Below are 21,600 nucleotides of genomic sequence, written 5' to 3' on the forward strand. Positions count from 1 at the left end.
CAGTATTTATATACTCCTGTTACTGATCACAAAGTTAGCCGGAGTGTACAAAAAGTAAGGCTTAAAACAAAGCTGCAACGTATGCAGGTAGGACCTTTTAAGAGGAAAATGTGTACAAAACGGAAAACTATTTGGTAACCTCCCTCGGAGTGATCCCCATCTGCTGTTTGAATACCCTAGAAAAGTATTGCGGCGACTTGAACCCGCAGATGAAACAGATCTCTTTTATAGACATTTCCGTATTCCTCAACAGTTCGATCGCCTTATTGATCCGTATCTGGTTCAGATAATCCAGCGGAGAGAGATTGAGATGCTGGGCGAAGAGTTTGCGCAGGTAACGTTCCCCTATTCCGGTCTGCCCGGCCACGTCGGTGATGGAGATATCTGTCTGATAGTTCATGCGGATATAAGAAATTGCCTTTTTCAGCGATTCATTTGTACAAATCGGCAGGTAGGATTCGTCCATATAGCGGTAGATCAGAATCAGTAGTTCCGCATAGTACATCACGACCAGGTATTGATAGTATTTGTTTTTCAGGTTCATCTCGTTCACGATACGCTGAACGGCCCGCATGATCCGGACATTATTCACGATCTTGATCAGCCGGTTCTCTTCCGAGAAGATAGTGACGGGAGTCAATTCGCCTGTCTCATCCTGGGCATGCGGATTGAAGCGGGAGAAGATCTCCGGCAGAAATTCCAGCTGCATCAGCGTCGTCCCTTCCGAACCGGCCTCGAAGGTGTGTTCCACATTCGAGCAGATGATCATCATCTCGTTCTCATTAAAACTGATACTTTCGTTCTCCAGGTGCAGAATGCAATTTCCTTTCTTTACATAGTTGATCTCGATACGTAGATGCTGGTGTGGTCCGAATGTTTCAAATGGCTGGAAAGAGACAAAGCGGAAGACATCCGCCAGTCGTTTGTACTTCAGATTATCCGTTATCCCTTCCAAAAGTCCCCAGAGAGACTGTTCTGTTGTCTTGTTATCCATGGTATTTCCTTTCCCTTATTCAGAAGCAAAGATAGGGAAAAGACAGTACCGGATTTTACACTTCCGGAAAAAAAGAAGGGCCGAAATGGTATCATTCGGCCCTTTAACTTATACAAAACGGAACTATCCGGTTCGTTCTTTTATTTTTCCAGTAAAATGATCATACCGCCACGTCCCATGATCTCGCATTGGTTCAGGGAAGACAGTTTTCCTTCCCATTGTGTGTTCCGGATCTCCGGCAACAGATAGGAAGACGGCTTGAAGCCAAGCAGTTGTTCATCCAATGTGATCTTTGCCGTTTGAGGAAGATCGGTCCAGTTTGCCAGTACGACAAGCGCTTTATCTCCGTTGATATAAACGGTAGCCGGGATATTAGCATTATCTGTTTTTACCGGACAACGTTCATCCCAATAGCCTCTCATCACGGCATTCTTCATACCGAAATCGTCCCAAATATGCCAGAACGGAACAGGGTTTCCACTCCACGGCAGGCGGGGAAGCATACCGTAGACCATTCCACGGAACACATTCCGGGCATCCAACGTTTCACTCATCAATCCGAAAGGAATACCGGACATTTCCACCAGCCAGAAATCCAGCGTATTGTTTGCAGGGAAACCTTCACCGATCCAGGTACGGTCTACATAAGGCAGTAACTCCAGATAAAGATGCAGCGAGTTTGCATAGCCGGCCCACTGATTCATATGGTTCCAGGAGTGGATATCGATCAGGCGGCGTTTACCGTCGGCATCCATCACACGGCGGGCACGTTGCAAGGTCTGATGATCCAAAGCACTGTCGTCGATATAGACACCATCCAGGCCCAGGTTTTTAATCATCCAGTCCAGCCCTTCCAGGTAGTAATTGTTCCAACGGGAATCGGGGGTGGTGATGACCGAGATATCCATATCCCCGGCATATTTACCTTCTTTGAAAGCGTTATACCAGGCGGGGATGAAATGAGTTGTCAGGTTCTTGTTCAACCATTCGTGAGGACCGTTGCGATGGATCAGTGTACGGGCATCCTTTCCGGGACCGTCATGAATCACTTCACTGCCCAGGCTGCGTAATGCCCACAACTCCGGTATCTTCACCGTCAACTCACGGGTCGTATAATAAAGCCGGACATCCAAATCCTTGCTGTGTGCATCCGAGATAAAGCGTTTCAGATCCGGAACGGCTTCATCATAATACGGATAGTTAATGAACGGGTAAATATCTTTCTTATGATGCACATTGATCATATTGGCTCCCGCTTTCAGGGCGGCAGGGATATAATCGGCACTTACATCGCTGTTGGAATGGTAGAAACGTTTTTCCGCCAGTTCCGGCAGGTTAAGCGGTTTCACCGGAGTAACCAGCATATTGAAATTATAATGAAGGACATCGCCTTTCTGCATCGAACGTTCACCACTGTAGGCTGTCATCAGGACTGTGCCGTCTTTATCGGGCTGAATGTCGATACCGCCCTTATTGGCATTTCCCCACGAAGCAGGCAGGTTCAACTTACCTAAACCATAATAGATATTCACCAACGGACGCACATAGTTTTCATCTTTGAAGCAGAAGTTCAGACCGGCGTTTATATTTCCCATCCAGATCTTATCCTGATGTTTCTCTACGTTCCACTGCCAGTTGATCAGGGAATCAGGGCGCAAACCTCCTTTATGGCCTAATCCCATCATATACTTGGCAGCATACGCAGTATAAGGTACTTCCAGACGGATATCCTTCACCTTCACGTCTCCCAGTGACTTCACCTGTATCCGGTAATCGACCAGACCGTCGAAACCGAAAGTTCCGGAACACTGCACTTCAAAATGACGGCTCTTCCGGGTAGCCGTCCAGTTTACCGACGCTTTATTTCGTCCGGTAATCCGTAGCGAACCGCCCTTCAATACTTCTTCGCCATTCTCCGTTTCGATCACGAACCGCATTTCACCTGCCAGGACAGGGTTATTGCTCTGATCGTTCAACTGGTTGCTCCGATCATAGCGGGTAGAAAGGGACTGAGGCAATCCCTCTTTCGACAGTTCCATCGTCCCTCCCAGCCAGGAGATCGTTTGCTTCTGTAATTGAACGGGAATATACGGAGCCGTCGGTTCATCCGCATTACCGATGGAAGAATCCAGCCAGCGCAGACGGGTTTTACGCCACCCTTCGTTATCTCCGTGGTTCGCGATGGGAGAACCTTGTACGGTCAATTCGCAGGTAATCTCCACCGGTTTTGCATCAGCTGCTTTGATCGTCACTTTTCCTTTATAAACACCGTCAGCCGTTACAGGCACATCAGAGCCGATCCATAATGCCTGTACATTTCCTTTGGGAACATTCACTGTCTTCTTAAAAGATTTACCGTTCGTATCGGTTCCTCCCAGGTTAAAGCAACGGAAAGCAGAAGCCGGGATCTTGTTCCCTTTTTCATTCTTCCAGTCAGAGAAGGTTACAGACAGGTCCGATACAGTTTCATACGGAGCAAAGACTCCTACCTGCCAGGTATAGAACTCACCCGGAAGGCAATCGCCCTGGAACTTTGTACGTGAATCGGCCGACCGTTCCACCCAACGCACAGGTATCGCATCCGTCATACGGATATCGTGTTCCCGGTCTTCCGCAAAACAGAAATAACCGGCTTCCGGGTTTTCCTGTATCAACTTCTTCACCGCATCCGACGAAGCCACACGGCGCATTTCCGAGTCCTGCTCGTTCACCGTTCCCTGTCGTTTCAAGTCATCGAAGGCATTCGTTACATCATCCTGCGCCTGCATCACACAAGGCAGGGTCAGAAGCGAATACATCATCAGGTACTTAATTTGTTTTCTCAACATTGTAGTATTCTTTTGATAATTGTTTGTATTTGTCCAGCATTCGGCGGGCAACGGTCACTTCATCTCCTTCCGTTACCGGAGTACGGGCCTTACCCGGACGATCGACGAAAGCCAACTCCCAGTCAGCCAATGAATCATAAAATTCATTCGCACGGAAAGCCTGGCGGCCTAAATCCATCTTTGCATCTTCCTCCCTGTAAGCCGTTCCGTTATCGAGATGTCCCTGCAACATATCATAGAATTGTTTCCAGCGTTGCAGATAATACCCCTCGATCAAACCGGTCCATTCGCGCCATGAATAATCGAACTGACGAACATCGACCTGTCCACCCCAGATAGTCACCAGTGAAGAGGCATTCTTTTCAAACAAATTACGTTCTTCGTCAGTCGTTCCCCAGGCACGGGCATCCGTCAACCACTGGTCAAAGTTAAACTCTGTACGGGTACGAAGCAAGATATCTACATCTTTTAATAACTCAAGGAAACGTCCGGAGTGCAGGGCAAACGCCTCTTTATCCTTTTTCTTAAATGCTTCCGCCGCCTTTTTATGTATTTCCTGTCCCAGGTTAGACATGATCTGACGCTGCACATCGACAATATCGAAACGATAAGGCTTGGAACCTTTCAATTGTTCCGCATCCTGCAACAAACAGGCTTCGGCTTCTATCAACGATTGAGGGTCGTAAGGGATATTGAAACCGGCATTCGGTCCCGACTTCTTTACATCCACAGCAGGACGGGCACAGATGATCGAACTGGACTCCACCCCGTTCGTCCCCGCACGATAAGGACCGGCAAGCAATAACTCCCAGGCCTTACCGGCAGCTTCGGAAGGTGCGCTGTAACGACGCTGCGCATATTTATCCAACCACTCTTTCAGCTTCACCGAGTCCTGGTGAACAGGCATCTCAAAGGCTAACTCATAGAATACGGGATTCTGTCCGATCGACTCCATAAACAAACCGGAGCCTACCACATTCGGTGTTTCCTGTTTCGCTTTCATAAACTGATTGGACGATACCAGCGGCAAATCTCCGTGAAGATTGACACGTCCGCCAAAATTATGCAGATTACCTACCACAAAATCATGGTTACAGAAATGATCTTCTCCCCCTAACGCACCGTTCAGACTCAATACAAGCAGGTCATGTTTCGGTACGACGGATGCAATATCTTTCCGGAAGCTCCAGGCTTGCATCACCCACAACGCATCCGGGTCGAACGTCTTCATCAATTGATGAATAGAAGTGCCCACAGCATTCAGATATTCAGGTGTATTCACCGGAGGCTCGCTCTCATGGAAAGGGTCGGCTGCATAAAGTCCGTAAGTCCCGTATAACTTTTGCTCCTCTTCCAGAAAGGCTTTTCCCAGATCCGTAAACAGCGGGTCGAGCGGGTCTAACTGACAGATACCTTCAAATCCGTACCAATCCGGTTGCTTCTGTATCTTTGCCTCCGGGAACTTTTCCATCATCTTACGAGGTACAGCACCGGAAAAACCTTGTTGTATCGGTGTCATTCCCAACTCTAACTGACGGTTTACCACTTGTTTACCCAAAGCAATATGCGAATCGATCCATGATTTCGGCAGCGGCCCGCCGAAGCTCTCGATATTAGGCATCCACTGCCAGGCAAAATGGGCAGGATCGACCAGATAAGAGCGTGCTTCCTCATCCGTAAAACCGAAACGAAGCAGTGTATTATACCAAACGCCTTCCAATCCGACAACCGACAAAGGCGTATTGATCGAGTTCATAGCCATATAATCGATCTCACGCTGCCAGCGTTCCCAATCCCACCAGGCACCGGTATAGCTCAACGTACAATAATTAAAATAGACACGATACTTACCGTTAATGATCCGGTGTGTCGTCTCAGCCGGAACAGGCAGTGTCTCCGGCAAGTTCAACTGATCGCCGAACCAGGAGACATGGGCGTTGCAATGATATTTCAGGTACTGGTTATAAGCTGTTGCTAAGGATACCGTATTATTCCCGCGCAACACGACTTTGCCGTTCTCCCCGGCCACTTCATAGACATCGCTCCCGTTCTCCGGCTCGATCAGTTCCAGACAAAACTGTTTGCCATATCCCGGAGTAATACGTTCGATCAGGTCATAAGCCGCCTGTATCTGCGGGTCTTTCTGACAGGACATCAAAAATAAAAAACAAAAAAGTAAGAATACTTTACTTAGAATTTTCATGGTATAAAACTTTAAATTATTTCTTACTAGACGTAATAAAAGCGGTTTACCCTATGAAATTATACAAATAAACGAAATATGCCCCTCCGATCATTTCTTTATTAATCCTTCACGGTATGATTTTCTCCTACAAAATAAGGGACTTTTGAATTCAAAAGTCCCTTATTTTATAATCAAAAGTCCTGTCTTAACATTTCAAAAGACCGGACCTTTCAAACAGGTTGTATTCCTCTTGATTATTGTAGTTCACAAATTGCTATCAAAGCTTGTTCTGCTTTTTCTTCAGGTACAAAAATATGGTCATGATAATAGGCTGCAACAACATTCGCACTAATATTCTTTTCTGCCAGTTTTGCAGAAAAAGCAGCTGTCAGTCCAACAGCATCCAAACTGGAATGAACATTCAAAGAAATAAGCTTGTAAACAGATTCATAGTCGATATGACTGTCAATAGCCTGTTGCTTTGTTATGATTAATGTCACTCCCTCTTTTTCTTGAAACATTCCTATCGGATTCAGACGGCAGATATCATCGCTATTAAAATCCGGGAAAGTACAAAAAACAAAACTCCGCTCATCCAATACCGGATCTACATTAGACAATAACGTTTCCAATTCTTTAATGCCTGTCATAACATATTCGTTTTTTTAATTACACAAAGATAACCGATATGCAGTTATGTAGCAAGCAGAAGAACGCTCCATTTCGAACTGATCAATCCAAAATGGAGCATATTAGGGAATAAGATAAGCTAATATCCAGGATTCTGTTTAATAGCGTCAGTCGCATCGATCACATCCTGAGGAATCGGCCATAAATAATGCTTTGCCGGATCGAACAAACGCACTTCTGTTTTTATCCGTTCATCTGTCAGGTTTAATGTACCGTTTTCAGAATCCACTGTTCCCAACAGAGCACCATATACCTGCCCCGGCATAACCTCTTCTCCTATCTTCCAACGACAAATATCAAACCAGCGAAGACCCTCCATTGCCAACTCGACACGACGCTCGCGACGAACCAGTTCACGCATTTTACTTTGATTATTAGATATCGCCCGGTCGACTTCCGGCATACCTGCACGAGTACGGATCGCATTCAAAGCTTCATAAACAGAAGCATCAATTTGATTCAGCTCAACCTTCGATTCTGCATACATTAATAATACTTCTGCATAACGCATAACGATCGCATTCATTCCAGTATTCCACATATCTGCATAATCAGCCAGGTTATCAATATACTTACGTGGATGATAGCCTGTTTTAGAGCGGCCATAAGGCGCATAATAATCACCATTCGGGTCTTTTACATCAATCGAATTGAAATATTTGCCTTCATACAAACACCCCGGATATATAATTGTTGCATCCAGACGCGGATCACGATTCTTATAAGGTTCTTTCGGATCGTATACTTTTGATTCGCTGATTGTCTTTCCGTCCGTACATTCGTATGCATCGACCAATGCCTGTGTCGGGTCAATTGAAGACCAACCACCGACAGACGCAGGCGGCATTACACCCAAGATTGTATTTTTAGCCAGATTTTCTACATACTGGACATCCATAATCACCTCTGCATTATTAACATTGGCTATTTTGAATAAACCTCTATAATCAGGGAACAAAGAATAATTCAGTTTCATGATTTGTTCACAAGTTGCAGCACAAGCAGTATAATCGCCTTCGAATATTTCCATGCGGGCTTTCAGAGTCAGTGCAGCTCCCTTTGTCACTCTGCCGACATTTTCTCCGGTATAACTTTCCGGTAGTTCCGGAGCAATGGCCGTCAATTCGTCCAAAATAAACTTAACAACTTCCGCTTTAGGTGTACGAGGCAAATTAGAGTTGTCAACTCCCAACACTTCTGTTACTAAAGGTACATCTCCGTAAAGCGTTACTTTCAGGAAATAATGCCAGGCTCTGAGGAAACGAACTTCGGAAGTCAAACGTGAACGAACTTCTTCACTCATTGTCGGACGATCAATATTCGCCAGGAAATTATTACAACGGACAATTTTGTCGTATTTCATGTAGTTCTGTCCGTAGTTGTTCGGTGTGGCATATCCGGTAGCCTGCACCTGCCAGTTTTCCCAAGCATATGGGTTGTAAGCATTGTCAGATGCACAATCGAAGTAAACCACCTCGTCCATAGAGAACCATCCTTCATAGCAGCCGGTAGCCGCTGCCAATGCATCTTTTTCGGTATTCCAAAATGCTTCATTTGAAGGTTGATCCAAAGGGTTTCTATCTAAAAAGTCACTACTACAAGAAGTTATAAAAAGTAATAGGACGATATATAAACTATATTTCTTCATGACATCATATTATTAAAAGGTTACATTTAATCCGAATGTATTCACTTTAACCTGCGGATAATAACCGCGTGCGCCAGTCGGTGCTTCCGGGTCGAATCCGTCGCTGAATCCAGTAAAAGTCAACAAATTCTGTCCACTGTAATAAACGCGTATCCTGGGAACACGTATAAAGTCACAGATACTCTTAGGTAATGTATAACCAACCTGGAAATTCTTCATACGCAAATAAGAAGAGTTGATGATCCAGAAATCCGACGGATTAGCTTCTGAGTCGTTTTGAGTCCATGAACTCAAAGGGCGAGGGAATTTACCGTTCGGGTTGGTTTCTGCATTCCATGAATCACGAAATAAGGCAGTCGGCTTAGATGTACTTCCCTGCAAACGTCCTACCGTTTCATTTTGAAGGAATCCTTTCACATCGGCTGCTCCCTGGAAGAATATAGAGACATCGAATCCCTTCCATGTAGCCCCAAGGTTCAAACCAAATGTCCAGGAAGGATCCCAACTACCCAAATAGACACGATCCTCACCATCAATTTTACCATCTTTGTTCTGATCTTTATATTTCAAATCACCTAATCCGGCCTGCTCCCGATTAATTACAGCACTGTTAGCCAGATCGGTCGGATCCGTAAAGATACCGAGCACTTCATAACCACCGAAAGAATTGATAGGCCGTCCTTCTTGTTTGAATTTATATCCGTCCCAAATCTTGGCACCGTTATTTCGCAAATTGGTAACTTCATTCTTATTATAAGCGATATTAGCCGTGGCATTGAAAGTAAAATCCTTTGCTGCCAGCTTATATCCCAACTGCATTTCAATCCCCTTATTGGTTACCTCTCCTGCATTCTGATAAGGAGCCTCTAAACCATAAAGAGTACTGACCGGCAACTTCATTAAAATATCGTACGTTTTCTTCCAATACGCATCAACAGTCAATGTAAACATATTCTGGAGGAATCCCATATCCAGACCGATGTTGGTTGTTTTGGATGTCTCCCATTTCAGATCACTATTAGCACCATCTACAGGAGCCACCCCTGAATTTACCTTACCGCCAAAAGCATAATTTTTCTGCGACAGCACAGATTGATATGGATAAAACTCTATAGATTTCCGGTTATCAGTACCTAATTGCTGATTACCTAATTTACCCCAACCTCCTCTGATCTTCAAATCAGACAATATATCGCGCGTACTTTCCATAAATGGTTCGTTTATAATACGCCATGCGACAGAGAATGAAGGGAATGTCCCCCAGCGAGCATCCTGATTAATACGGGAGGTTCCATCTCTACGTATATTTGCTTCAAACAAATATTTGTTGTCATAATCATATGTCACACGTCCGAAGAAAGAACGAAGAGCATATTCATTAGCCGAACCTTCAGCTGTTTGTCCGTCCGGAGAACCTGCATTCAACTCCCATAAGTCATTATTCAAAAAATTAATACGCTTACCGATCGTCCAATCCCGGCGGCTGTATTCCTGAGAAAAACCTGCCAAAGCTCCAATCGTATGTTTACCGAACGTATTGTTATAAGTCAGCAAGGTCTGCAAATTCAACATCATATAATCTTCCCGGTCATCGGTCTGACTGTTCGGACCTTGGTATTGGGTCGGTTCTCCTGTTTTCCAGTTATAATACTGAATATCTTTTATAAACTTCTCATCCGATTTTCCGGTATATTCGTAACCGATCATTTCCTGTATCTTCAGACCTTTTATAATCTCGTATCCTACATTTCCCACAACGCGGGTCGTATGATATTTCTCATTACGGATCGAACCGGAATCCATCCAGGCAAGCGGATTACCATCATTGATGTATCCATAATACCCATTCGAATATTTATAAGGGACAAATGGAGCAATACGATTTATCTGACGAAATATCTGGTACATATCCCCTGTCCACGGATTAATCGGTTCATTAGTATCACCATATGTATATGAAAAGTTCATGCCTGCGGACAACTTATTAATCTTCGTATTGATATTTCCCCTTACGTTGTAACGTTTGAAATCAGCATTTTCGATAATACCATCCTGTCCCAGATAACCTAAAGAAAACATGTAAGTTGTCGTTTCGCTACCTCCACTCACTTCAGCCCTGTGGCTATGTTGAAAGCCTTTATCTTTATAGAAAAGTCCCAGCCAATCTGTGTTCGGATAATTGTCCGGATCGGAACCATTCCTGAACGACTCGATTTCATTGGGTTTATAAAGCGGTTGTTTCCCTTCATTTTCTAATGCATTATTATACAATGCAGCATATTCGTGAGAAGGTAAATACTCAGGCAAAGAGGTAGGAGTCTGCCAGCCTACATAACCGTCATACCTTAAAGTTGCAGCCTTTTTACTTCCTTTCTTCGTCGTAATCAAAACGACACCATTTGCTGCACGTGAACCGTAAATCGCAGCAGAAGCAGCATCTTTCAATACAGAAAGGTTCTCTATATCATTCGGATCAATATCATTGATTGTCGACACGATCAATCCGTCAACCACATACATCGGATTCGAGTTATTCAACGTACCGACCCCACGAATACGAATTGAAGAATTATCCTTACCAGGCTGTCCGCTGTTTTGCACAACTGTAACTCCCGGCAACATTCCTTGCAAAGCAGTAGACGCATTAGTCACCGGACGATTTGCCAACGATTCAGAATTAATGGCTGCTACAGCTCCTGTCATATTAACCTTTTTCTGAACGCCATACCCCACGACAACGACCTCATCCAGATTTTGTGTATCTTCTACCAAAATGATTTGGAATGTAGATTTACTGCCAACTTTTACCTCCTGTGCGATATAACCGATATAAGAAATTTCCAGGATAGCATTTTGTGGAACATCCAAAGAGAAACGGCCATCTATATCCGTTATGTTCCCATTCGTAGTTCCTTTTTGTACTACATTAGCTCCAATAACCGGAAGCCCTGTTTCATCGACAACTGTACCGGAGATTTTTTTTGTTTGTTGCTGACTTGCATCATTGTTCAACTCGGTAACAACCGAGTTGAACTGATTATAATCAGTTCCGGCTTTTGCATAACTGGAGAAAGAGCTCGCGCCCAATAAAGTGGCGACAAATAAATACCCTCTTCTCTTCCAAACACACTTTTTCTTGTTTCCCATAATAATAATGCTTTAATGAAAACTACTTTACACAATGCTTAATTCGATAAAGATTTACAATTGCAAAGTAAGCTATGAACTCATTATCAGCAGATATCATACTGTTGGCAAGAACTTTTAAATACGGAACAGATTCTTAAATAATGTATCAAATTAGGAACAAAGCAATATATCCGTAGTCTTGATACAAATAGATGTATCCTAAAACAAAAAGTCGGGTATGACTTACTCACACCCGACTTTTATATTTACAGAGTAATAACTCTTCTTTATTCTTCTCCTACCAATTCAGGCAATGCCTGTTTCAGTATCTCTTTTGCCTTCTCGTAATCCTTTTCCATTACATATATCTCTCTTTGAAAACCAGGGATATTCAGTACGGAAGAGATGATCTCGTTTTTTAGAAAAGACTCAATACCGTCATTTCTCAACAAATCCTGCAACAAGGTTGCCTGGAATTCGTTATCTAATGTTGCCAAATAAATTGTTTCCATACCTTTATGAATTTAGAGGTCCTTATTTCTCAAAGATATGTTTTTTTATTTGGAAAAACAAACTTTACAATGTAAACTCTCCCTGCAACCGAATATCATCCGAAGCAGCTCCAATCATTACCTTGAAATCACCCGATTCGACCACCTGTTTCATTTCCATATTATAAAGAGACAATTCCTCTTCACCCAACGTGAAAGTAACTTTTTTGCTTTCACCTTTCTTCAAAGCAATCCGCTCGAAATCCTTTAACAGGATCGGGGCCTGGGATACAGAAGCTACTTTGTCGCAAATATAAAGCTGGACAACCTCTTCCCCGTCACGGTCGCCGGTATTGGTTACCGTGCAACTAACCGTTTGTAAGGCATCTTTGCCGTTACCCTTTTGCATTTCCAGCTGGCTGTATTCAAATTTAGTATAACTCAAACCATAACCGAAAGCATATAGAGGAGTACCTTCACTCTCTACATAAGCACGCTGCTTGCCCTGTGAATAAAACAAAGGCAACTGACCTTCGCTACGGGGAACGGATACCGGCAAACGTCCGGCCGGGTTGTAATCGCCAAACAAAACATCGGCAACGGCTGTTCCTCCCTGCTCGCCCGGATACCAGGCAGTAAGTAATGCCTGAGCTTTCTCCGAAGCCAGATTCATATTCAGTGTACGTCCTTGTATATAAACAACAACCAACGGTTTACCTGTGGCAGCAAGGGCTTCCAGTAATGGTTCCTGATCCCCCAATAAACGCAAAGTGCTACGGTCGTATCCTTCGCCACAATCCATATCCGGCAAAACCTGGATTCCATCCGTAGAAACATCGGCAGCACCGGTTCCTATATATTTCGTTTTGAAATCACGTGCACTGGAACCACCGACTACCAATACCACCGCATCGGCTGCACGGGCGGCTTCCACCGCTGCAGGGATATTGCTTGCCGTTACATCACGGATCGCACAGCCTTTCACATAGTTCACTTTCGTAGAAGGAGAAACCGCTTTCCGTATACCATCCAATACCGTAACGATCTCTTCACGTTCCTGAGGAGCCGTATAGTCACCCAACTGATTATACATCATATCGGCATTCGGACCGATCACGGCGATACTTCCGATATTTTTTTTCAAAGGCAATACCCCATCGTTCTTTAATAGGACAATCCCTTCACGGGCTACCTCACGAGCCAGTTCCTTATGTGCTTTCGAACGTACCAGCTGCTTCGCCTGTTCCGGAGAAACATACGGATTCTCGAACAATCCCATACGGAACTTTAAACGAAGCACGTTAGCGACCGCCCTGTCGAGATCCTCCATAGTGATGGAACCTTCTTCAAAGGCTTTCTTCAAGTTCTTGCCATACGCATTTCCTCCCAGGTCCATATCAAGACCGGCTTTCAGTGCCAGGACGGCGGCTTCCTTATTGTCTTTTGCCACCCTCGCTCCGACAATTCCTTCGATACTAGTCAAATCGGAATAGACAAATCCGTTAAATCCCCACTGCTCACGAAGCACATCCGTCAGCAGATATTTATTAGAGGTACAAGGAACGCCGTCGATAGAGTTATAGGAAGTCATGATCGTTCCTACGCCTGCTTCCACCGCCTTTTTAAAAGGGGGAAGATAATCGGAGAAAAGCTGGCGCATACCGACATTGGCACGTGCACCGTTATGTCCGGCTTCAGGAATACCGTAAGCGGCAAAATGTTTCAAAGTAGAGAACAGATGTTTGCCGTCACTCTGCTCATTGCCCTGCATACCTTTCATAAAAGCAACGCCTAAATTAGAGGTCAGCACGGGATCTTCCCCGAAAGTCTCCTCCATACGCGACCAACGAGGTTCACGGGCAATATCCAATACCGGACCATAACCGATGTTAGCGCCTTGTGAGCGGGCTTCCAAAGCGATCGCCTCTCCCATTTTATACATCAGATCCTCATTCCAGGTACTTGCCTGCGCCAGTGAAGTCGGAAAAACTGTGGTTCCGATAGCCATGTGTCCGTGCGGACATTCTTCGGCAAACAATACCGGTATTCCCAGACGGGTTTCCTCCACTGCATATTTCTGTAAAGCATTCAGTGCTTTAGCCGATAATTCGGGATTCAAGCCTGTCTCCAATGTCTTTTGTGTCCAGGGATCAGCACGGAGAACCGCCCAGAATGAACCGATAGGCATTGCTTTCATCCGTTCTTTATAAAGGTCGGAGGCTACTACGTCCTTTTTTATTTTGGTATACATTTCCCAACCCAGCGGACAACATAGCTGACCGACTTTTTCTTCGACGGTCATACGTCCTACCAGGTCTTTCACTCTATCTTCGACAGGTGCCGTAGCCTGTTTATATAACGGTTGCTGAGCCATAGCCTGTCCCGCAAAAGCAATAAGGCCGATCAGTAAAGATGTTGTTTTACTCATATAACTATATTGTTGTTTTATTTAAGAGATTGTAAACTGTAAAGCGATCGGTTCATTCTTTAATCCTTTCGGAAGAGTAACCTTTACTTTACCGTCTTTGCTGGAGTATTTCACGGTCTTGTTTCCTTTCAGCATTTTCATCTTGCCTGTCGGAATATTTCCGCTCCATTCAATCGTTTCAGGCAGATTTTCTCCTTCCGGCAAAGCATAAACGGCATATAAGGTCTTACCGTCTTTATCCGCAGTAAACCAAACATTGCCATCATTATAAACCGGAGTGATACGGGTATTATAAATCGCTTTTCCATTTGCTCTCAGCCAGTCACCGATAACATGCAGACGTTCAGCCACCGCATCTTCGATAGTTCCCTGCGGAGTCGGGCCTACACCTAATAACAGACAACCACCTTTGGCTGTAATCTCAGCCAAAAGACCGATCACTTTAGCTGGTGACTTATAAGGGGCATTGGGAACCCATCCCCAGTCATTACTCAACGTAATACAGCTTTCCCACGGATTATTCAACTGCGTTTCAGGGATACTGCGTTCCGGAGTCTGATAGTTTTCATTTCTTCCGCGGATCGTGCGGTCGACAGAGATCAACCCCGGTTGTGTGGAGGTACGCACCTTTGTCAATAACTTATCGAGATTGACATCGTCACCGGTCACCCAGCCGCCATCCAGCCAAAGGATATCGAAGTTACCATAATCTGTCATCAATTCATTCATCTGGTTATAAGTGAAATCCTGGTAGTTTTTCCACCAGTCCGGATGATTTTCTTTCTTATAATTCTGACGACGGTTAGCTGTTGCGAAGTAAGGATTCCAGAACCATTCGCAATGCCAGTCCGGTTTAGAGAAATAACATCCGATCATAAAATCTTTCTTTCGGAAAGCATCGAACACGTGACGTGCCACATCTTTTTTCGGATCAGTACCGAAAGGACCGTTTGCGATGGAGAAGTCCGTAAACTTCGAGTCGAACATACAGAAACCATCGTGATGCTTTGTTGTAAAGATCATATATTTCATTCCTGCATCCTGCATGATATCCGCCCATTTAGCAGGATCGAACTGTGTTGGATTCAAAGAATCCTTCAAACCGTAATACCACTTCTTGTATTCATCGTAGCTCATATCTTTCTTGCGGGAGATCCAGTCTACGTCCTCGGAACAAATGGACCATGACTCTACAATGCCCGGAACGGAATAAAGTCCCCAATGGAACAAAACACCGAATTTCTGATCTTGCCATTTATCCAGTTTATCCAAAACCTTTTGATCTGTAGGCCATTCATAGTCAGTTGAACGTTCGTGAACAAAACCTTGTACCTGTTGGGCATTTACATTCATCGTCAAAACGGCTCCTGTCAGGCATCCGAATAGTGTTTTCAGGATTTTCATAAAATAATCGTTTTAATTATTGTACATTATTAATTTTTCGTTTAAGTTAAACCTCAGGCGGCATTAGAAAATCAGGACAATATTACAGATAATATCCCAAATGTCAAAATGTAACAATGACAATATGCAACAAAAAAGATGCATGAGCCTCTCCGGCCCATGCATAACTTCCTGGACTTTGAAATTAACTATTCGTCTTTATATCGATCCACTCACCTTGCCGTGTTTCAATTGTATAAACATCGTCTTCGTTTGTCACATTGCCGATATTTCCAGTTACAGACACTTTGCTGCCATCCGCAGGGAAAGCAATGCGCAACGTACCGCCCTGTTCGGGATAGATACGGAGCTTTACGATCTTGCCGTCTCTCTTTTCAGCCGATACAAGGAAGGCTCCCATGGCACGTAGGTTTTCGAATGAAACATCCGACCAGGCGGCAGGGATAGCCGGGAATACACGAACGATCCCGGTATGGCTTTGAAGCAACATTTCCTGAATACCGGAAGCAAAAGCAAAGTTACCTTCCAGGGTAAACGGACGGTAAGTAAATTTCGATTTGCCGCTCTTTGTCTGGTCACCGTTAACATGGAATGTATTGCGGAGACAGAAACATTCGGCAAACGTACGCAGTTCGTCGGCCGCTCCTTCACCATCGAAGGCACGGGCTTTCATATTACCGAACCAACTGTAAGAATATCCTGTCCAGTAATCAGGGCCACAGTCCTGCAATTTTCTCAAGGTTGCCTTTATGATCTGTCTGGATTTCTCACCCTGGCTCCAGTCGAGCATACCCAATGGATGGATAGCCATTGCATGGGAGAAGTGGCGGTGAGACTGATCGTACGGGAAACCTTTGGCAAAGGTCAAAGCACCTTCTTTATCCAGATCGTAATCAGGAAGCTGGTCGTTCATCTCTTTCCAGTGTGCCGATTCTTCTGGCAGGTTCAACTCGGATGCCAGTTCGGATACAGCACTGAAAGCAAAATGCATCAAAGCCAGATCATAGTTCGTCATATCCTTAAACCAGGCATTGATCGAATTATCGAATATCTCGGGGCTCGAACTCATCACCAGCTTACGAACACCGTTAGCATCGACCACAGATATTTGCTCCAGGAAAACCGCCACATCCTTCAGGAATGGATAAGCACGGTCTTTCAGGAATTCACGGTCGGCAGAATATTTCCAGTGGAGATAGAAATGCTGGGCCAGCCAGGCACTGACTGTCTGCGACATGGAATATTGTATCCAGCCTCCCATCGGCACACCCAACAGGGTACATACCCCAGGGATATTCATTCCATCCGTTTCAAAATATTCTTTTGTATATTTTTTATATATATCCCGCTGGTTCCATAACGTATTCAGATAGCCCATACCTTCCGTCAGGTGGTTGCCTGTATAGGCAGGCCAATAGCTAAGTTGTGTGTTCAGGTCGTGATGATAATCGCCTTTCCAGGGGGGAAGTTTACCGTTATCGGCTGTCCATACGGCCTGCAAAGAGATTGGATAAGAGTTCTCACGGCTAGCAGAACCAAACTTATACATTTCGTTATCGTATTGTTTCTGTAAAACCGGATCGGGAAGGGTGATGGATGACTGTGCCCAGTAACTTTTCCAGAAGTCCAGATGAGTTTGGTAATCCTGGTTGATACCACGTATCATCGCCTCCCGGGTCTTTTCAGTAGCCTGATCCGCTTCCAGGGAAGATGTCACGCTCCATACACCGCAAAGAGTATTTCCCTTTTGTTCCCAGCGTACATTTACATCATAGGAGAAACCATTCCAACCTTCCTGATGATAGGTTATCTGGTTAGGCTCCACATCGATGGTTCCCTGTTTATAACCCAGGCGACGCAAATCCTGTCCGGCTACGGAATCACCGATCTTGGCATCACCGGTACTGTATTGAGGAGCGATCAGTGCCGGTGTTACTGCTGCCGGCAGATTCTCGAAGACGAACCAACCGACAGGTTCGGTTGCATGAACAAATGTCTTCAGCGTTGCCCCGTTATCCCAGCTTGCCTCACAAAGGGCATTGTTTAGATAAAGTCGCACATCGGAAGGAGATCCCAGTTGTTCCAGAGAGAATTCCAGGGCAGCTCCCGGTATCTTGGAAGGGGCAGGCTGCTGCTCATACGGCCAGTCGTATTTCTGTTGGACTGGAAGATAGTCTTTTTTCTTTACCTGCTCACATACCCAGGCGAAACGGTTGTTCGACCCGGAGATACTGTCCATGGGACGAAGATCCCAGAGATCGGTCCGGTCGAGCGACAGACGTAAAGCCGAGTCGCGTTGCCATACTAGGGCTCCCACAGTTGCATTTCCCAAAGGCATTCCTTCGTCCCAGGTGGTCGCCAAACCGGAGAAATGTAAATCACTTTCGGAAGGAGTAACAGGTAAATTACTTCTTCCACTGCTACAAGCTACCAATAGCCATAGACTTGATGCTAACAATAAGTTTTTTATCATAATATATTAAATGCTAATCGTACAAATGTAGAAAATAAAACAAAATCCGACATTCCCATTCCTGCCTTATTTACAGGGATATCGGATTATGCAAAACATTCTCCTGATTTTGTATACTTGCTTCCTACTCTTCCATCAAAGCAATTTTGGATATTATCAAATCGGGACCTCCTTTTACTTTCGCTTTCAGGATAAGTTGTCCGTCATTCGAGTCTTCCCGCATCACATGTAGTTTGATCCAGGTTTCATCCTCTTTCTGTTTTCCTAATTCATAGTCACGCCCTTCAAAGACAATATGACCGGTACGTCCTTTCTTATCTTTGTCGGAGAAACAAACATATAAGAAGCCAATGATACCCGGAGGGCAATCGATTGTCAATGACAATTCCTCGCCTTGCCAGGCCGGTTCGACTGTATAAGTTGTCTTTTTGCGGGCCTCTTCCTTCTCCGGAGCAGCACAGTCGACGTACAATAACGCATTACTGAACTCTCCGGTAACGGCGCTCTTCAGCGGCTCCACATAAGTAAACATCTTCTGTAAAGAAACAATGTCCCTTTCGTAGGTCGGGTTGAAATCGGTTGAATTCATATAATGCAGAATACTGCTTTTCAGTTGGCGGGCTGCCGGATTCGATTCGTCTTTCAGGTCGAAACCGCAAACTAGCAGTTTACCTTTGCCGACCTTCAGTTCGAAGATAGATGCCAGTTTGTTGTTGCGATGGAAATCGTCGACAGGCTGTGCGATTGGCTTATAGTCCTCCGGATAGTCGTTTATATAGAAAGCACGGGCATCTTTATAAATAAATTGCCATTGCCAGTCGCTATGCGATTCGGTCGGGAATCGGGCAAAGAGCGGATGTTTGTCGCAAACGATCATACCGATCGTATTCTTTCCCTGACCGGGGAAGAAGGTGAGCGACCAATACAAAGGATAGAAACTGATCTTATCGCAAGTATCTTCAGTACCTAAAGCAGCCGCCTGCAATAATACTTTTTCTCCTTTTTCCAAGCGCTTCAAGCATTCGGTATCCATCCGGTCGGTGACGTAAACTGTACCTGTTTCTACTTTTTCATTTGCCGGAAACACCCATATATTCCAGGTATTCGCTATGGCCTCGTTTTGCAAACCGACTTCGACAACCAACTGCTGTGCTGTTGTCACGGCAGACAGATCGCAAATAATCTGGCCGGTTATTTCCGAGCTACCGACTGGAAACAGATGGGTTGCCGTACGGCCGGAAGCGATCAGGTTACTTTGTCCGTCTTTAATTTTCCAGTACAAACCGTCGTTCAGGTCAACCGATCCGTAATGAGCTAACTGAAGGTCAGCAGTAAAAGGTTCGTCGTTGGTCCATACATATTTCGGGATACGCAATAACGGAACCGTACTGTCGTGATGACAGCGGAACTGTTCGGGCGTGGTAATTCCTTTACTGTCGTAGAAAACATCCAGCCAGCCGATCAATGCTTCCCCTTGTCCCTGATAATCCTGCATGCTGAGTAATTGGATGCCGGCACAGGAGGGCGTACGTAAAAACGATTCTATCTCATACTTATACATGATCTGGTTGAGTGCACCGGATGCAGCGACAAACGCTTCGTTCTGCTCCTCGATCTTGTTCTTTCGTGCCTGCTCGCGGAACTCTTCGAAGTTACGTGCTTTCAGTACCCCTTTATATTTCTTTATTTCACTCCACCGTGGATAGACAGGCCATTGTCCGATCTCATGAGAAAGCACAGGAATATTCGATTTTGAATAAACGTTTTCAAAGTCCCAGGCAGTAGACGCACCGCCTTTCAATCCGCGGGTACTTCCCAGTCCGTCGATATAATGCGTAGCCATATACTGGTCGAGCGGAGTAATCTTACGGGCAGTAGATACGGAGTAAAGTCGGCGGGAGTCTTTTTCTTTCAAGGGCTTCATCCACGACTCCATTACTTCAAAGTCAGAATTACCCAATTCATTTCCAATACACTGCATCACGAAAGAGGGATGGTTACCATAGGCTTCGATCATACGTGCCAACTCCTGTTGCACATATCGGTCGGCAGATGGATTCTTTCCTAACCCCTGCGGATGGCCTTTCGTATCCATCTCCTTTCGTTCTTTTTGTTCGACAGACATCCACCAGTCGATCCAGATGGTTTCGGCCTGGATATAAATACCGAGACGGTCGGCAGCAATGAAAGCAGCTTCGGGTGGGCACCAGGAATGGAAACGTACATGGTTCAACCCATAATCCTTATAGATACGGAAAATCTTTTCCCAATCTTCCACCTTGCAAGACGGATAGCCTGTCAGGGGGAAATGCACACAGTCGAGATTACCGCGTAGAAATACAGGCTTCCCGTTCACCAGTATCTTTGAATTTGAATGGGATACCTCCCGGAAACCAAATTCTATCTCACGGCTATCGAACTGTTTTTTCTTATCTTCCAGCGTCACCTTTAGAACATACAGATTTGGAGTGATATCATTCCAAAGATGGATATTCTCCGGCATAGTTGCCTCGAAGTTGAGAACATTCCGGCCTTTTTGTAAAAACTGTTCAGTGGTTCGGGTATAGACCACAGAACCATCTTCCCTGTCGGTCAGTTGCCAGGTAATACGGGCCGGGACTTTCCGGGGGGATTCGTTGATAAGCGTATCCTTCACCTGTAACGTACAAGGGCCATTGGTCGTACGGGTAAACACCTGCGGATTCGAGAAGCGTACCGGCTCGGATGCTACCAAACGAATGCGGCCGACCGCTCCGTTCCATATACTTTGCGTATATTCGGTATAGACGTGGCCTTTATCACCGATATTATAGATCATATCGTTATCGATACGGATAGTCAGCCAATGTTTGCCAGGCGTCAGATAGCCCAGGTCATGCCAGTGGGGAGTAGACAGGGCATCCTGCACAGATACTTCTTTCCCATCCAGAAAGAGACGCGATTCCCATAAGACGCGTTCAAGTTCCATCCGGATGTATTTTCCGTTCCATTCGGAAGGAATTTCAATTTCTTTCGAATACCATGCCGGACCGTAATATTTCCAGGCACGTGTCAGGATACCGAAATCGGAACCGGAAGTCTTCTCTCCATAGCCGGCTTCATCGGTCGTGCCGGGCAAGGTAATATGATCGGTAAAAGAGATTCCCTGCCAGTTTTCTTTCAATCCTTTGTCTTCCGGATCGAGCCTGAACTGCCAGGTTCCGCTTAGAGATTGAGAGTTTTGTATCTGTGCAAAGGCTGATACACACAAATTTACTAATAAAAAAAAGATTACTTTAGAGAGTTTTTTATTCATATTCGTTTTCGTTATTATCGGAGTGAATATTCACT

Annotated in this window: 11 protein-coding genes; all 11 read right to left on the reverse strand. The window is 45.0% G+C overall.

The annotated features are described in order from the left end of the window. Positions 1-127 precede the first annotated feature (127 nt). The 11 genes from BQ7394_RS13790 to BQ7394_RS13840 all read right to left on the reverse strand — a co-directional run bounded on the left by BQ7394_RS13790 (position 128) and on the right by BQ7394_RS13840 (position 21,565). A complete protein-coding gene (locus BQ7394_RS13790) occupies positions 128-994 on the reverse strand; it encodes an AraC family transcriptional regulator (protein WP_075557960.1) in 867 nt (288 codons plus the stop codon). Between the two features lie 140 nt (positions 995-1,134). After that, entirely contained in the window at positions 1,135-3,822 is a 2,688-nt protein-coding gene (locus BQ7394_RS13795; protein WP_075557961.1) for a glycoside hydrolase domain-containing protein, read from the reverse strand. After that, the gene (locus BQ7394_RS13800) at positions 3,803-6,025 is read right to left on the reverse strand and encodes an alpha-N-acetylglucosaminidase (protein ID WP_075557962.1); all 2,223 of its coding nucleotides are present in this window, start codon (positions 6,023-6,025) and stop codon (positions 3,803-3,805) included. The genes BQ7394_RS13795 and BQ7394_RS13800 overlap by 20 nt, the downstream gene beginning before the upstream one ends. Before the next feature lie 236 nt (positions 6,026-6,261). Beyond that, positions 6,262-6,657 (reverse strand): ACT domain-containing protein, encoded by a 396-nt coding sequence (locus tag BQ7394_RS13805; RefSeq protein WP_075557963.1) that lies wholly within the window; start codon positions 6,655-6,657, stop codon positions 6,262-6,264. A gap of 119 nt (positions 6,658-6,776) precedes the next feature. Beyond that, positions 6,777-8,345 (reverse strand): RagB/SusD family nutrient uptake outer membrane protein, encoded by a 1,569-nt coding sequence (locus BQ7394_RS13810; protein ID WP_075557964.1) that lies wholly within the window; start codon positions 8,343-8,345, stop codon positions 6,777-6,779. Positions 8,346-8,357: 12 nt separating this feature from the next. Continuing rightward, the gene (locus BQ7394_RS13815) at positions 8,358-11,492 is read right to left on the reverse strand and encodes a SusC/RagA family TonB-linked outer membrane protein (RefSeq protein WP_075557965.1); all 3,135 of its coding nucleotides are present in this window, start codon (positions 11,490-11,492) and stop codon (positions 8,358-8,360) included. Positions 11,493-11,761: 269 nt separating this feature from the next. Continuing rightward, positions 11,762-11,986, reverse strand: a complete 225-nt coding sequence (locus BQ7394_RS13820; RefSeq protein ID WP_075557966.1) for a putative signal transducing protein — start codon at positions 11,984-11,986, stop codon at positions 11,762-11,764. A 64-nt stretch (positions 11,987-12,050) separates the two neighbouring features. Continuing rightward, positions 12,051-14,393, reverse strand: a complete 2,343-nt coding sequence (locus tag BQ7394_RS13825) for a glycoside hydrolase family 3 N-terminal domain-containing protein (protein ID WP_075557967.1) — start codon at positions 14,391-14,393, stop codon at positions 12,051-12,053. Positions 14,394-14,414: 21 nt separating this feature from the next. Continuing rightward, positions 14,415-15,797: an alpha-L-fucosidase gene (locus tag BQ7394_RS13830; protein ID WP_075557968.1), complete on the reverse strand. Its 1,383-nt coding sequence runs from the start codon at positions 15,795-15,797 to the stop codon at positions 14,415-14,417. Positions 15,798-15,981: 184 nt separating this feature from the next. Beyond that, positions 15,982-18,270 (reverse strand): glycosyl hydrolase family 95 catalytic domain-containing protein, encoded by a 2,289-nt coding sequence (locus BQ7394_RS13835; RefSeq protein WP_075557969.1) that lies wholly within the window; start codon positions 18,268-18,270, stop codon positions 15,982-15,984. A 124-nt stretch (positions 18,271-18,394) separates the two neighbouring features. Further along, positions 18,395-21,565 (reverse strand): glycoside hydrolase family 2 protein, encoded by a 3,171-nt coding sequence (locus BQ7394_RS13840; RefSeq protein WP_075557970.1) that lies wholly within the window; start codon positions 21,563-21,565, stop codon positions 18,395-18,397. Between the last annotated feature and the right edge of the window lie 35 nt (positions 21,566-21,600).

The sequence above is a fragment of the Parabacteroides timonensis genome (genome assembly GCF_900128505.1).
In the GTDB taxonomy this organism is placed as follows: domain Bacteria; phylum Bacteroidota; class Bacteroidia; order Bacteroidales; family Tannerellaceae; genus Parabacteroides; species Parabacteroides timonensis.